The organism is Paenibacillus sp. PK4536, from assembly GCF_028594455.2.
Classification (GTDB): Bacteria; Bacillota; Bacilli; order Paenibacillales; family Paenibacillaceae; genus Saccharibacillus; species Saccharibacillus nuruki.
In genome coordinates this window covers 2,173,019-2,188,839 of the sequence record NZ_CP126313.1, presented here as the reverse complement: position 1 = coordinate 2,188,839, position 15,821 = coordinate 2,173,019, and the positions used below count along the sequence as shown (strand labels likewise).

At 39.5% G+C, this 15,821-nt stretch carries 11 protein-coding genes; 3 read left to right on the top strand and 8 right to left on the bottom strand.

Annotated features, from left to right (window positions below):
- Nucleotides 1-143: 143 nt before the first annotated feature.
- The 5 genes from PO903_RS09925 to nrdI all read right to left on the bottom strand — a co-directional run bounded on the left by PO903_RS09925 (nucleotide 144) and on the right by nrdI (nucleotide 5,042).
- Nucleotides 144-623, bottom strand: a complete 480-nt coding sequence (locus PO903_RS09925; RefSeq protein ID WP_273593307.1) for a hypothetical protein — start codon at nucleotides 621-623, stop codon at nucleotides 144-146.
- 41 nt (nucleotides 624-664) lie between these two features.
- Nucleotides 665-991, bottom strand: a complete 327-nt coding sequence (locus PO903_RS09920) for a thioredoxin family protein (protein ID WP_273593306.1) — start codon at nucleotides 989-991, stop codon at nucleotides 665-667.
- 528 nt (nucleotides 992-1,519) lie between these two features.
- Nucleotides 1,520-2,488, bottom strand: coding sequence for a class 1b ribonucleoside-diphosphate reductase subunit beta (nrdF, locus tag PO903_RS09915; protein ID WP_069326737.1), 969 nt, complete (start codon nucleotides 2,486-2,488; stop codon nucleotides 1,520-1,522).
- A 114-nt stretch (nucleotides 2,489-2,602) separates the two neighbouring features.
- Nucleotides 2,603-4,687 (bottom strand): class 1b ribonucleoside-diphosphate reductase subunit alpha, encoded by a 2,085-nt coding sequence (nrdE, locus tag PO903_RS09910; RefSeq protein ID WP_273593305.1) that lies wholly within the window; start codon nucleotides 4,685-4,687, stop codon nucleotides 2,603-2,605.
- Nucleotides 4,674-5,042 carry a class Ib ribonucleoside-diphosphate reductase assembly flavoprotein NrdI gene (nrdI, locus tag PO903_RS09905; protein ID WP_069326739.1) on the bottom strand — a complete coding sequence of 123 codons (369 nt, stop codon included), beginning with the start codon at nucleotides 5,040-5,042 and terminating at the stop codon, nucleotides 4,674-4,676. Before nrdI ends, nrdE begins: the two co-directional genes overlap by 14 nt.
- Before the next feature lie 649 nt (nucleotides 5,043-5,691).
- Between nrdI and PO903_RS09900 the strand changes: the two genes are divergently transcribed.
- Nucleotides 5,692-7,068, top strand: a complete 1,377-nt coding sequence (locus PO903_RS09900; RefSeq protein WP_137221235.1) for a glycoside hydrolase family 64 protein — start codon at nucleotides 5,692-5,694, stop codon at nucleotides 7,066-7,068.
- 124 nt (nucleotides 7,069-7,192) lie between these two features.
- Here the strand turns inward: PO903_RS09900 and PO903_RS09895 are convergent, their stop codons facing one another.
- From PO903_RS09895 to PO903_RS09885, 3 genes are all read right to left on the bottom strand, one after another.
- Nucleotides 7,193-8,491, bottom strand: coding sequence for a galactokinase (locus tag PO903_RS09895; RefSeq protein WP_069326741.1), 1,299 nt, complete (start codon nucleotides 8,489-8,491; stop codon nucleotides 7,193-7,195).
- A gap of 167 nt (nucleotides 8,492-8,658) precedes the next feature.
- Nucleotides 8,659-10,380 carry a helix-turn-helix domain-containing protein gene (locus PO903_RS09890; RefSeq protein WP_273593304.1) on the bottom strand — a complete coding sequence of 574 codons (1,722 nt, stop codon included), beginning with the start codon at nucleotides 10,378-10,380 and terminating at the stop codon, nucleotides 8,659-8,661.
- A gap of 186 nt (nucleotides 10,381-10,566) precedes the next feature.
- Complete coding sequence (locus tag PO903_RS09885; RefSeq protein ID WP_273593303.1) at nucleotides 10,567-13,026, bottom strand: rhamnogalacturonan lyase; 2,460 nt, start codon at nucleotides 13,024-13,026, stop codon at nucleotides 10,567-10,569.
- A 482-nt stretch (nucleotides 13,027-13,508) separates the two neighbouring features.
- On the opposite strand from PO903_RS09885, the gene PO903_RS09880 reads away from it, so the two are divergent.
- Both PO903_RS09880 and PO903_RS09875 read left to right on the top strand, forming a co-directional pair.
- Nucleotides 13,509-14,831 (top strand): nucleobase:cation symporter-2 family protein, encoded by a 1,323-nt coding sequence (locus PO903_RS09880; protein WP_273593302.1) that lies wholly within the window; start codon nucleotides 13,509-13,511, stop codon nucleotides 14,829-14,831.
- 204 nt (nucleotides 14,832-15,035) lie between these two features.
- Nucleotides 15,036-15,821: a Cof-type HAD-IIB family hydrolase gene (locus PO903_RS09875; protein WP_069326745.1), complete on the top strand. Its 786-nt coding sequence runs from the start codon at nucleotides 15,036-15,038 to the stop codon at nucleotides 15,819-15,821.

The window sequence follows — 15,821 nt, the reverse complement described above, 5'->3', positions numbered from 1 at the left end:
TGTCAATTGTTTTTTATGGTGGATATTGGTAAAAACATAAAAGAAGCTGTTACTCCCCAAGTCTATCAAAGGAATAACAGCTTCTTTTGTATTTCAATACACTATATATTTTGTAGCATATAGACCATCTCAAATTCGTATCGTTAAACAATCATAAAGACTAAACCATCCTGCTGAGTAAAAGCTTTTTCAAAAAGTTCAAATACGGATTCCAGATGAGGAAGTAAGTAACCATCGACCAATTCTTCATAGGTCTCATCGCTTTGCATTGGAAAAGCAAGCATAATCATTGCTCGTTCATCCAATTGCTCGATGTCCATCTCGGGAATGTTTTTCCACTTTTCAAAATCGATGCGTTTCGTGAGATTGTCAGTCTGCTTCAATTCAGGAATCTGTTCGGCAATCTCAGCTACTTTCTCAGCAGATAAATAAAAAGAACCGTATTCAGTCGCCTGACTGTCTACCTTATACTGCTCCCCTACTGGAACTAACGGAATATCTGGAAACATATCTACAATCAGACTCCACGTCTTATCAATATCTAACGCTGGCTCTTCTACACGCCCAGCCAAGATGTCTTCCAAATTACCATGTTCTTGATAATACACACCCGTAATACCCATATCCAACATCTCCTTTAACAAGCATTACCCGATTATAAGACTTACGATTGCAAAAACGCTTGATACCGATCCAATTGATCGGCTAATTCTTCAAATAAAATAAAACGAGCCACCCGATATACTTCTTTCCCTTCCATCATTAACAACAATACCGGCGAAGTAAAAATCATATACTCTCCTGCTAATTCAGGCACATCTTCCATATACACAAATGCACCTGCAATATGCTCATATCCTTCTAACAACGTAGTTACTTTCGGCTGAACGGCTTCACAAACACTGCAATTCTGCGTTTTGAGCATTAATAACGTTAATGGATGCTGACGAACAAAATCATCTACCTGCTCTTTCTCAAAAAGCCTTTCCATTTCTACTCCTTCTTTCCCACACTATTTATAGTATATATTTCTATCCTTCTACTCACTTCCACCATTATACCTAACCTCTACTGCATTACGGATGACACTTAAACAAAATTAGATCGTTATTGCAGAGTCTATAACTCCTTATATGTACTCAACGCATACCATTCCCAACCGAAAAAAGGCTGTTTTTCTGCTAAACTCCACAGAAAAACAACCTTTACTTCACCCTTTTGAACACATATATAATTTATCTTTATCTCTCTAACTATCTCTATTCTCTCTCTATTATCCCTTACATACTATATTTCCTTCACAATCCCAACCTACTACCACACTATATCTAATCTTTTAAAATCCTTGTTTTGTCACTCCCCCGCCTGAGCGAAGGGAAAGAAATCAATTCGAAAGGAGCGAAGCATTCGCCTTGTAAGACTCGGATTTTGACTGCAACGCAGTCGTTCAAAAAAATCCGATCTTACCAGCGACCGACAGAATGATTTCTTTCCCATAGCGGTCTCTCACAAAACCATTTTAAAAATCAAATTTAAAATCATCATCAGTCAAACGCTCAACGTTCATCGCACGCACATAACCATTACCTTTTTTCGAGAAAAAGTCATGTTGTTTCGTATGTGTACTGATACCGTTGAATACGATTGGATTCACTTCTTCTTCTGCAAATACAGGATCAAATCCCAAGTTCATAAATGCTTTATTTGCATTGTAACGAAGGAAGACTTTAACATCTTCAGTCAGACCGATTGGATCATAAATCTCTTCGGTATACTTCTCTTCATTTGCATGAAGGTATGTCAGTAGACCTTCTAAGATTTCATACACGTCTTTTTGCTCATCTTCTTCCAGATCATTGTAGATTTCTTGTGCAAGTACCCCTACATACACACCGTGAATACTTTCATCACGTAAAATCAAATCAATAATCTCACCGCTACACGTCATTTTACCTTGTCCTGCTAAATAAAGCGGATAGAAGAACCCACTGTAGAACAAATAACTTTCTAGCAATACAGAAGCCGCCATCGCTAAAAATAGCTCTTTTGGCGAATTAATATTCAAGTAGTACTGACGGATCGTTTCTGCTTTGGTTTGTAGACGTGGATTATCTTCAACCCATTGGAAAATCTTATCGATTTCTTCAGTGGAAGATAGTGTTGTGAAGATACTGCTGTATGATTTCGCATGAATCTGCTCCATCATCGCCATAAAGCCAAGTACCGCTTTACGTTGCATGCCTTCGACGTGCTCCAATACTTTAGGCATCCCTACGCCACCTTGAATCGTATCAAGTAACGTCAATCCTCCAAGCACTTTCATATAGGTGTCACGTTCAATATCGCTTAATTGAATCCATGACATTTTATCATCAGACAACGGAATCTCATCATCCGTCCAGAATTGCATAATATTTTGGTTCCAGAACATCATTGTGAAATCATCATCAGGACGGTTCCAGTTGACAGCTTTGATAGGTCCACTCATAAATCAAAATTCCTCCTTGGTAAACGTTTAAGGCATACAAAAAAGCCTAAAAAAACAGGCTTTCTTGTACAGTCCATTACAGTTATATTGCTATAGCATTAGATTAAAAAAAGATTACACCGAACAAGTAATACATTCTTCTACGCTAAGCAATTTAGTACGTGTATAGTAAAGTGATTTTAGACCTTTTTGAGCCGCATACAGGTAATAACGAGCCAATTGACGAGTCGTTACATCGCTACCTACATGAAGAACTGTTGAAATTCCTTGATCGACATGATTTTGAATTTCAGCAATCAGATCCAATACTTTAAATTGATTCATTTGGTAAGCTGATTTGTAGTAGAAATAGTTATCCTGTTGCATATATGGCATAGGATAGTAAGTCGTTGAGTTCGCATACGTACGTGTCTCAATTTGTTCTACAATCGGCATTACACTGGATGTTGCATTTTGGATATATGAAATACTTGCTGTTGGCGCGATTGCCAAACGGTAAGCATGATAAAGACCGTGTTTCATCACATCAGCTTTCAGGTTTTGCCAGTCTGCTGGTGTTGGGATATACATATCACCGAACAAGTCACTTGCACGCGTCGTTGCTGGGCGATAATCGATTTCTAAATAACGATCAAAGTACGTTCCTTTTGCATATTCGGATTTCTCAAAATCAGCAAAAGTCGTTTGACGCTCACGAGCAATCTCCATACTTTTCTCTAATGAATAGAAGTTCATCATCATAAAGAATGTACGTACAAAGTCTCTTGCTTCATCGCTCTCATACGCAATTTTGTTCTTCGCAAGATATCCATGCAAGTTCATTACGCCTAGACCGACTGAATGCATTTCACGGTTTGCTTTAGCTACACCTGGTGCATTTGCGATATCTGTCATATCACTTACAGAAGTTAGACCCATAATACCTTCATGAACCGATTCACGAATTTTGCCAAGTTCCATCACGTTAACCATATTCAGTGAACCCAAGTTACAGCTAATATCACGACGAATGATATCGTCTTGACCATAATCAGTAATCTCAGAAGTTTCTTGCAATTGGAAAATTTCAGTACACAAGTTAGACATACGAATAGAACCGATATCTTTTAGTGCATGACCGTTATTCGCATTACTTTTGTTCATAATGTACGGATAGCCAGATTCCAACTGTACACTTGCGATTTTGGTTAACATATCACGAGCGCTCATAATAGCTTTCTTTTTGATACGATCATCTGCAAGCAATGTATCGTACATTTCATCGATATCTAGATCATCCAGATATTTACCATAGGCTTTGTATACACTGTAAGGAGCGAATACATGCAATAGTTCGTTATCTGCTGCTAATTTGTAGAAGCGATTCGGTACAACAAGACCGATTGACAATGTTTTGAGACGTGTACGCTCATCGGCATTGATTTTTTTGCTATCCAAGAATTCCATAACGTCCCAGCCAAAAATATTGTAATATGCTGCGCCAGAACCTTTACGTTGACCCATCTGATCTGCATAGGAGAAAGCATCTTCCATCAGTTTCAATACAGGCATAATTCCTTTAGCCGCACCTTCAACACCTTTGATCGGTTCACCACGTCCACGAAGTTTGGACAAGTTAACCGCTACACCGCCACCGATTTTGGATAATTGCATACAAGTGTTCAATACATGGTTGATCGAGTTCAGTGAATCATCCATTTCAAGTAAGAAACAAGATACCATCTCACCACGACGACTTTTACCTGCATTCAGGAATGTAGGTGTTGCTGGTTGTAGACGTTGTTCCATCATCGACTTAGCAAGCGTCTTGGCATTCACTGCATCTCCGCGTCCCAAATGAAGAGCTACAACTGCAACACGATCTGCATAATGCTCTAAGTATTGACTACGGTCATTTGTTTTTACTGCGTAATCCGTATAGAACTTGGATGCCGCCATGTAAGATGGAAATTGGAAATCATAGCTATGTGTAATCGCATAGACTTCTTCCACATCTTGCGAAGTATAATTTTTGTACATATCTTCATAGTAGTCGTTATCAATCATATAACGTACTTTGGTTGCTGTATCCGGGAAGTTGATACTTTTACGAGCTACCTCTTCCATATATTCTACAACTGCTTCTTTATCTTTATCCAAACGGAAAAATCCACTCTCATCCCGTTGCATCAGTAAGTTGTTCAATTCAATATGCCGCAATTTTATCTACCTCCTGTTGAAATCGTTGTGCGTCTCCTGTTGTACCTGCTAATTCGAACTTGTACACCACCGGTACATTATAACGTTCAGAGATCAGATCAGCACTGCGAGCGAATTTGTCACCCCAATTACGATTGCCACTTGCTGCAACTCCAATCAAGCGATTGTGATTTCTCTCCAAAAAGTGAACTACCTTATCGGGAATCTGACCAAATCCAGTTGTGTACGTAACCAGTACAAAAGGTTCATTCAACGTCAGCGCCTCATCAATCTGTACAGCTTGTACAGCAGGTAATTTCAATTTGTTGATAAATCGTTTCACATTGCCTGTTTTGGAATCATAAGCAATTAGCATGGTGTGACATCTCCTTCTCGGTTCAATATGTAGTACCCTTCGTCCGTTCAATCACTATATAAATACAGATAACAATGCTCTAATATCATCTCTGTGTTATCTGCTCTAGTGCGTATAATTAGCTATAACCTATATATTCTCTGCTCAAACATCGCAACCGCAATATATAGAAGACTTTATCAAAGATATACGCTATATATAGTGTTGTCAATAGGAACTGAAGGTCTACACCGCCGTCCAAACATGCCTTAAAAACGGTCTAATTTTTCAAAAATCCAAGTACAACGGGGACTTATTCGAACACGTATTTTACATACATCTCGATAATCATTTATAAAAAAATAATTTTCTTGACATACTAGATATAGTGCATTCTGTTTTTCTTTTTCCCGAACATTTCCAGATTATGCAATGAACATAAATTCACTTTAAAATGAACATAAATTCCGGTCTATTTAGACGCTCAAGTATAAAACTTTAGCTGTTCTTGAACAAAAAAGCAAATAAAAGTTTCTTTAAATTAAGAAAGTTTGGCATAGAAATACACATGAGGATTACACATGGTTTTTGTCTTGTATTTATTACCATATATTGAAATAATTAAAAGCGTAATTGCAATCGCATACAATTTGAATAGGAGGATATACGTATGAAGAAAATGGTTTACTTCTTGCTTTTATCTGTACTTGTTCTGACAAGCAATCTCTTCTCTCCTGCATCATCATCTGTATCTGCGGCTGATTATACCCAAGGAGCCACCACTTCAGGCACAACAGCAACAATCTGGTTCTCTTCGAGTGTAAATACATCATGGGTAGATATCCATTACTCGGTGAACTCGGGTAATTTGCAAAATCTGCGTATGACGTATGATAGTGGATCTAAGCGGTATATTCAAAATGTATCCAATGTAGCAACCGGTCAAGTGATCAAATATTCATTTACGTACAATAATGGAACTTCTGCTTATGATACCCCTAGCTTTAGCTATACCGTCACATCCGGTTCAACTACACCCACTAATCCCGGAACAGGTTCTGATTCAATCTACAGTATACCTGCGGCTTCTATTCCTACAGCTACAGGCAATGGCGTACTATCGTTCAAAGTACTTAATGGTACCAAAGGTGCGTATGCAAATAATCAGATTTACTGGGGCATTCTCGGAATCAATCCTGCCACTAAACAATGGAGTTATCTCGATAATAGCGGTCAGCTCAAGCCTATCTCTACCGCACTCAACAATGCTACAGGGCATCTCACCAAAAATGGAGTCAATTACGCCAATATCTACAGTACGCTGGATCAGATCAATTGGGTGAATATGCCGAAGATCGATTCCGGTCGAATGTTCATCTGTGTAGGTTCACCTTGTTATATCAAAACATATGATGATGGATTTGCAGGCCCGGACATCAATAACCCTGCTGACCCTAACCGTAATATCTATTTTGATTTTGTAGAATTCACTGTCGATGGTACTGGATATCATGGAAATACGACACGTGTAGATGGTTTTGGTTTTCCTTTACAGCATCGCCTTGTGAATCGTGCAGGTAACTACGATCAGACGGTAGGCGAATTGGAATCAGAAACACGTTCAGGTCTATTTAGTAAGTATCGCAGTGAAGTACCTTCAGCGTTCCAATCTCTTGCCGACGTACAAGCGCCTTACCGGATCGTAGCACCCATTCATGGAGCATTCGGGGTAAATGGTACACAAGCGAATTATTTTGCTGGATACAGCAATTACAGCACGCAGGAGATCTTGTTATGTAATGGTAGACTTGCAGAGGATTCAGGTACATGTTCAGCAATCAATCGTCATGTCTATGACAATCAAGCGAACTGGAGTAATCCTGCTCAATATTACAAAGCTGCACCTGCTAATTACTATGCGAAGTTCTGGCATGATCATAGTATCAATCGCTTAGCGTACGGATTCGCTTATGATGATTACAATCAGCAAGCTTCGTATCTCGAAGTCGGTGATCCTAAAGGATTGATTATTCGGGTCGGCTGGTAAAACGATATACGATAATCATATACAAAAAAGCCTGCTTCTACGGTCAAAGTCATTTTGACAGTGTAGAAGCAGGCTTTTTTCTGTTCAATCATGATGCCTTGTATATGTTACAAAAATGTATTCTTTAATTTAAGTAGTTATTCAAACAGATCGATCCATGTTGACGTACATTGATAATATACGTAGATGTATTCAATGTTTTTTGAATAAGTGCTGTGTATTCGCTGACTAATTCTTTAGGTAAAATCGTCAAAATAACACCTGCAAATCCGCCACCATGTACACGACAAGCACCTGCTTGTTTTTGCTTCAAGAAGATCTCAGTAATCGCCAAAGCAATCGAGATACTTTGCTCACGGGTATGGGAATCTTGATATACGTTTTGGAGCCATTTCCATGATGAATTACCAGAACCAGTTATTAACTCTAGGAAATGATCCCATTCGTTGGCTTGTAGCGCTTTGACTTGCTCATCGACACGATCATTTTCTTCTAAGAAATGAAGTGCACGTAATACTGCACGATCTCCTGTCTGTTCGCGAAGACGTGCCAAATTGCTATACACTTCTTCCAGACTAATCTGACGACACACTTCATGACCTAATGCTTCCGCAACCGCCTTCATTTCTTCCGGTACAGCCGCATAATCAGCAGTTAGATCGGCATGGTTGCCTCCTGTGTTTACGATAACCATTTCATATCCTTGTGCATCAAAATCATAAGGAACGTGTTGAATCGCAGGTTCTTTGGGATTAATGAAATCGATTGCAATTAATCCACCGTGTGCGCAAGCCATTTGATCCAATAGTCCAGAAGGTTTATTCCAGAATTTATTTTCAGCATATTGTCCAATTCGAGCCATATTGACGATATCGACTTTGCTGTCATTGTAGAACGTATTTAAGATGCTTGTGATCAACATTTCGAACGAAGCAGAAGAGCTCAATCCAGAAGCTGCCAGTACATTTGTAGAGACATAAGCATTGAATCCGCCTACATGTAGTCCCCATTTCACAAAGCCCGCAACGATACCACGGATCAACGCGAGTGTACCGCCTTCGCCTTCAACAGGTTCTAATTCAGACGTATGGATTTTGTATACATCACTATAGCCTTCAGACACAATCGTAATATAAGGTTCATCTACAGGTACTGCTGCACTGATTGTATCTAGGTTGATACTGGTTGCAAGCACTTTACCGTAGTTATGGTCGGTATGATTACCACCAATTTCACTTCGACCTGGAGAACTGAATAATTGAATATTACCATCTCCAAATTGTTGGTGATAACTATTCATGAGTTGTTGGTAACGATCCAATTGGTGCTGTACTTGTTCTTGTCCGTACATATCTACAAGTAATTGTTGCATCTTGTCTGTATTGTATTGTTGCAAGTTTTCTGTAACCGTTCTCAATTGCATGTTAAATATCCCCTTTAATATTAAAAATAGTTTCTCCCATGTTGCTTATATCTGTTCCTATATTGATTGTACTGAAATTTTGCGGAATTGTCAGGGTATTGTTGCAATGATTCTGCACTTTTTGGAATAGAATCGTTTTTGATTTCCATTTATATAATCATCTTAACTTAATTTGTTAAATAATTAACTTGAATACGCAGCTGTCTTTCTAAAGCTAAGCCGTCATCATAACCGAATTCTTCTAATTTTAATCCATAGATTTGTCCATTTTGTACAGCAGGGAGTTGGCTCCAAATAGGATGTTGTTGCATCATCGATTCCATACCTTCCAACCAGTATGCCGGAGCAACAATAAACATATGATCTGCTGCGTACTGTGGCAAAAGATGTTCTGCAATCAATTTAAACCCTCCTGCTTCCAATATATCGTGACGAATAGGACAAGGCGGATTTAATTTGAGGGCTCGATACAAGTTATAACCCGCTCGTGTCGTTTCTCCCCAGATCGCAATCTGATGATCACCACACATCTCATACAAACCCACAGTCTGCTGAGTGACCTGTTCCAGTTCTAATTGTTGTCTAGCGACTTCGATCTGATATTGATACTGTATGACCCACTCTTCTGCTTGATGCTGACGATTAAGAATTTGCCCTATATACAACAATTCATCAATAGGACTGCGTACACCCCGTTCGATGATAAATAGCGGCGCAATCGATTTTAATTGTTCAAATAATTTGGGATGATCTAAGATACAATCAGCAATAATAATCAGATCCGGTTGCACATCGTCAACTGTACATTCAGGTAACTGTAGTTGCCATTCTGTTGGTAATTGATGAGCTCCTTTATCCAGATTCCATATCGGAACCGAAGATAATTCTTCTTCTAATAACTTAGAATGTTGATTAATCTCAAACACACTTGCTAATGGAGTAATGCCTAATGCTAATAATGTACCTGCAAATGGAAAAGCAGCAATACGTTGTGTTCCTTTGCGTGCTCGAAAAGCTCCGGGAGTCATGCCGGTAAATGAACGGAATTTTTTACTTAAATAAATACCATCACTATATCCTATTTCTTCTGCAATATGATGTAAGGTATTGTCTGTGCATAACAAATGTTCTTTCGCTTTATTAATCCGCCAGATCGCAAGATAATCGGAAAAGGTATACCCTATTTCTTTTTTAAACACTTCGGAAAAGTAATGTGGATGCAGATTGGTCTGCGCTGCCACACTTTCACGTGTTAACATCTGCTCTGAAGCATAACGAATATAACTGGCGATCTGATGCATAGAACGGGTTACATATTTATCATTAGACCCATCCGATGAACAATCGATCCGTTGCAATAATTTGTGCAATAAGACATGAATCTGCTCTGTGTCTTGATCGACGTATAATAACATTTGTTGAATTAGCTCAAACGAATAGGCGGTATTACGACTCACGATCGTTCCATGCTTAGGCAAGCTTTGATAACATAACTGGTAGCTCATCTGATTCATGCAATCTTGTACTAGATTATAACGCTCACAAGTGATGATATGTAGACATCCTTCTTCACCATAAGAGAGCTGTAGCTCTGTGTCCGGGTGTACAAATAATAGCTCCCCTGCTTGCAAATACCATGCTTCAGGTTGATCCTGTATTTCTATAGTTGCATTAGACTGAGGTCTAACGGTTACGGTTCCTTTTTCTAAAGCCAAAATTAGAAGATGCTCTGAGCGTAAAGGAGTCATACAAGCAGCACGGTTATTCATAACAGAATGCGTAGGAGTAAGATGAAAAGAGTAGATCGATTTGCATAGATCTAATATCGGATGCATGGCTGGCTGAATCATGAACGAATGATCACGCTGGCTACTCTGGTAAATATCCATACTGCAAACCTCCTCTGTAAATGATACCTTTTATCATTTATCTGTTAGCATTATATAATGTGAGAGAACTGTTTGTATAATGTAGTCATCATATCTATGCTAAAAAGCCTGCTACTTTTTAGGGATTATCTAAATTCTAATCCATAAAAGCAACAGGCAGTTAACAATTATTTAACTATTTGGACTTTACTTTCTTTTTCCAGCGGTATAAAAGTTCGGTAAAGGTACGGTCGACCAGTCAATATCAGAACCAAAATAAAAATCAGTATATGTCGGTTGATTATACGTTGTATTCTGACGAGCCACTCCTGTACGATACTGTGTATTATGCAATAATGTATACAATTTGTGGTTGGTGACTTCTGTACTCAGATAGATACGAATCGCTGAACTATCGGTTGTACGTACCAACATTTCTTCACGCCAATCGCCAAAAATATCCGCTACCAGTGAAGGTGTGCCTTTTGTATCATTATTGGTTAGCGTGCCTGTTGCTGTAAGCACTGTTCCTTTGCGCCAATCTTGAATGGTAGGTGTCACTTCACGAGCACCATCAATAATCTGAGTGGTTAGATCGGCGCCCCATTTAATATTCATATTGGTTCCGGGGATCTTGGTTCCGATCTGCTGACCATCGGCTGTACGCATATCTATTGACCATGCTTCAAGACCCGGGCGAGAAGGATCAATATCGCCAATCATGCCACGTCCTGTATCTTTACCACTATAGGCTCCAAAAATCACTTTGCCTGTTTGGGCATCACGCATACTATATCCATAAGGCGCATATGTTCCACCTTCATGCACCATATAGATTTCCATCCCCGAACGGTTCGGATCAATATCAGTGACATGCATCGCATCTCCATGTCCAAGCCTTGCTATCACTCCCGGTGTTGCGCTGTTAGCAGGCATTATATCCATTGAACTATAAAGTAAGCTACCATCATCATCTACTGTAGCAGAGCCGTATACAATCTCATCTTTGCCATCTCCATCTACATCTGCCATCGTCAATGAATGAGCACCTTGTGTAGTCAGTGTACCCAATTCAGGATCGGTTCCATTAACACCATGAGGGCCATCGTTAAATGGATTGCTCATCGGCGTCCATCCACTATCTGCATTCCACACTTTTTGCAAATGACGTCCATCCCAATTGTAGGATACAAGCACAGAGCGTGTATAATATCCACGTGCAAATACAGCCGAAGGTGTTTTACCATTGAGATAAGCTACACCTGCTAGAAAGCGATCTACACGGTTGCCCGGTTCGATTCGTGACATCGCATAATCGCCCCACATCAATCCATCATCATGTCGATCGGGTTCATAAGCTATCGTTTCAAGTTCTTTCCCTGATTCGCCTTCAAAAACAGACAAGTATTCTGGTCCGTCTAAAATAAATCCTTCAAACGTCCGCAGATCATTCCGTGCACTACGTGAAGGAGCATACACATCCATAAAGTAGTCGGTCAACGCTTCTGCATCAACCCGAGATAATGGATAATTGTATTTAGGCACAATCCCAAAACATTCTTCAAGCGTCTGTGGCCAGTGACCGTCCTTCACTTCTTCTTGATCACGCCATCCCATAAACATATCCACCACATGATCATAGTAGCCACTACTGCTTAAGCGATAATCATCGGTATTCGCATACCCTGCTTTTTTATCGGCTTTGGGTAATGTAATGTATTTCTCAGAAGAGACTTTACCGCGTGAATTATAACGAATAATCTTAGTGCCTGGCGCTGTTTTGAACATCATTTCGGCTTTGCCATCTCCGTCAAAGTCATACACCATAAATTGTGTATAATGTGCGCCCGAACGAATATTCACACCTAGATCAATACGATACAACAGTCGACCATCTAATTGATAAGCATCGATATACGTATTGCCTGTGTATCCTTTCTGCGAGACATCTTTGGCATTGGATGGGCTCCATTTCACAAAATATTCGTAAGCTCCATCTCCATCGACATCTCCTACGCTCATATCATTCGCAGTATACGTATAGGCTTCACCCGCAGGCGTCACCCCATCAGCTGGTTTTTGCAAAGGCAGATCATAATAGGTGTCGTTCCAGACTGTTGCAGGAGCACTTAATTTCTTTTTGTCAGGCTTACGTAGATCTTTAAGATCATAATGAGTGCTATACGTAGTTAGATTGGATTCTTCTATGTCGGTCGTCTGTGTAGATGATTCGTTATAAGCAGATTCTGTCACTGTCGCTACTGAATGATCGGTACGAGGCTTTTTCGGTTTGATTGGGGCTACCGTGTATTTAGCAGTTGTTGTTCCCTGACGATCCAGATAATTCGTGCTATCTGTCACCACTGTTAGAAATGTACCATTGCGATACAAAGCAAAATCAGTACCTGTTAGCCCTGTCTCTGAATAACCGTTGGCTTCGTCTCCAAGTAAGCGCCAGCTTAGAAAAATACCTTCTGCTGTTTTGGCTGCCACCAATCCTCGATCCAGATATTCCAATTGAACACCTTTATTGCCTTTACTTTTAGAAGATGCAATAGACATATCTGTAGAATCAGCTGCGAATAATCCACTTGTTGGTAATATCAGTACGATGCCTAAAGCGGCGGCTACGATTTTAGTTGTTAACGAATATTGCTTGTCTTTCATACCCCTTCACCATCCTTATCATTTTGGTAACGCTTACAAATGTGAATAAGTGAATATTACTATGCAGGTTATACCCTGCTGAACCGTACGCTACACTCCTCCTTTTCTATAACATTCGCCCCATGATCTTGTTCTATTATTTATTACAGGTAGCTCTTTTATTATAAATTTGTGATGTTCTCAAAGGTGTACACAAATCAGAGACATCTGTTTAAATAACAGTGCCGTTGTGTACGTTTATTTTTTGTATAATCGGTTCTGTTGGTATGTTTTATTGTACTGATCAGCTATATATCTTCTTTAATGTTATATTAACTTACATATAATTTATAAATGTGCATAAATTAAAGTCTTTAAATTATATTTCTGCACAAATACATATAATATCTATCGTCAAAATAGAGATACAAGCGATATTATTACGTTAATTCATTGATTTGTTAACGTGGTATGTCAAACTATATTCAAAAGGGGCGAATAGTATGGATAATAAACCAAGTGGTGGTAAAATTTTATCTTTAGGATTACAGCATGTACTGGCTATGTACGCAGGCGCTATCTTGGTACCTTTGTTAGTTGGACGAGCATTGAATCTGACAGCAGAACAATTGTCTTATCTGGTCGCTATTGATCTATTAACATGCGGGATAGCTACCCTGTTACAAGCGTGGAAAAACAAATATCTAGGTATCGGACTGCCTGTGATGTTAGGAAGTTCTTTTGTAGCGATCACACCTATGATCGGGATCGGCAATCAGTATGGACTTAATGCGATCTATGGTGCGATTATTGCTGCTGGATTATTCGTCTTTTTATTCGCTGGCTTTTTCGGCAAAATTATTCGCTTATTCCCTCCGGTTGTGACTGGAACGGTTGTAACTGTGATTGGTCTTTCCTTAATTCCCACAGGTATTCGCAATATGGCGGGTGGAGCTAATAGCCCTGAATTCGGTAGCCTCACCAACTTTCTTCTTTCATTCGGCGTACTATTACTCATTTTAATCATCAATCGCTTTTTCACCGGATTTATGCGTTCGTTATCGGTATTGATAGGCATTGTTGCAGGTACCGTTGTTGCTTTTATGATGGGCAAAGTCAATTTTGCCAGTGTAGGCGAAGCTTCTTGGTTTCATTTACCACAATTCTTCATGTTCGGCACTCCAGAATTCAAGCTTGCGCCGATCTTGACGATGATTATTGTATGTATGGTCATCGTTGTTGAATCCACAGGTGTTTTTCTAGCTTTAGGTAAAGTATGTGATCAGAAATTAACTCCGCAAGATATGACGCGTGGTTATCGTACCGAAGGACTAGCGATTGTACTGGGAGGAATGTTCAATGCTTTTCCATACAACACTTTCGCTCAAAATGTAGGGCTTGTAGAATTATCCCGTGTCAAAACACGTAATGTGATCGTTGCTGCGGCAAGTATTCTTATTGTGCTTGGCTTGGTTCCCAAAATTGCTGCACTGGCTACTGTTATTCCTGCTGCTGTTCTAGGTGGAGCTACAGTCGTATTATTCGGAATGGTTGTCGCTTCAGGTATTCGAATGCTAACCGAAGTGAACTTCAAAGATCAACGCAATCTGCTAGTCGTCGCTTGCTCGATCTCGCTCGGAATTGGAGCTACTGTCGTACCGGAGTTGTTCGCAGGGCTTCCTTCAGCACTACGTATTATTGTAAGTGATGGTACGATCACAGGTAGTCTATCCGCTATCCTATTGAATCTATTTTTCCATTTACCTATCCGATTCAAGCGTCCTTCTACTCTGCCTGCCAAAGTCGAAACGATTGAGCAACATTAATACCGTATGACTATCTATAAAAGAATGTGATATGCACTATAAAAAAGCTACTTTTTATGGGTTAAATCTATCCTAAAAAAGTAGCTTCTTTTTGCTTATTTTGCTAGTCATTCTCCTGAAAGGCAAGACATGGATCTAGTTTCACGGTTATAATAGAGTCATACTGTATATACCAAAAATAGATGAACACGATAGGAGCTGCTCATGTCTAATCAAAGTATTATCTTTTTCGATATTGATGGAACATTATTAGATTTTGATAAAAAGTTACCCGAAAGCACTAAAAAAGCGATATTCGATCTCAAAGCACGGGGTCACGAAGTTGCGATTGCTACAGGTCGTGCGCCTTTTATGTTTGACGATATTCGTGAGGAACTTGAGATTGATACGTATGTCAGTTATAACGGTCAATATGTAGTGTTACGTGGAGAAGTGATCTATACCAATCCGCTGGATAAAGACGCTTTACTTCAATTGACGCAGACGGCATTAGAACAGAATAATCCACTCGTCTACATGGATGCTGATGATATGAGAGCAAGTGTACCGGAAGAAGATGAAATGATCACAACCAGTATTCATACGCTCAAAGTCAATAAGTTCCCAACATATGATCCTTTATATCATCAAGGTAGAGAAATGTATCAATGTCTGCTGTTCTGTATTGGTGATGCTGAGAAGAAATATGAGCAAGAATTCAAATCATTTGATTTTATCCGCTGGCATCCGATGTCTGTCGATGTTCTACCCAAAGGTGGTTCCAAAGCACATGGTATCGCCAAAATCACCGAAAAGTTAGGCTTTCCTGAAGAAAGACAATATGCGTTCGGTGATGGACTTAACGATGTGGAAATGCTCAAACAAATCTATAACAGTGTAGCGATGGGTAATGCTGAACCTGAAGCCAAAGCGGTGGCTCGCCATATTACCAAATCTGTAGACGAAAATGGAATTTTACATGGACTACAAATGGTCGGGTTGTTAGACTAA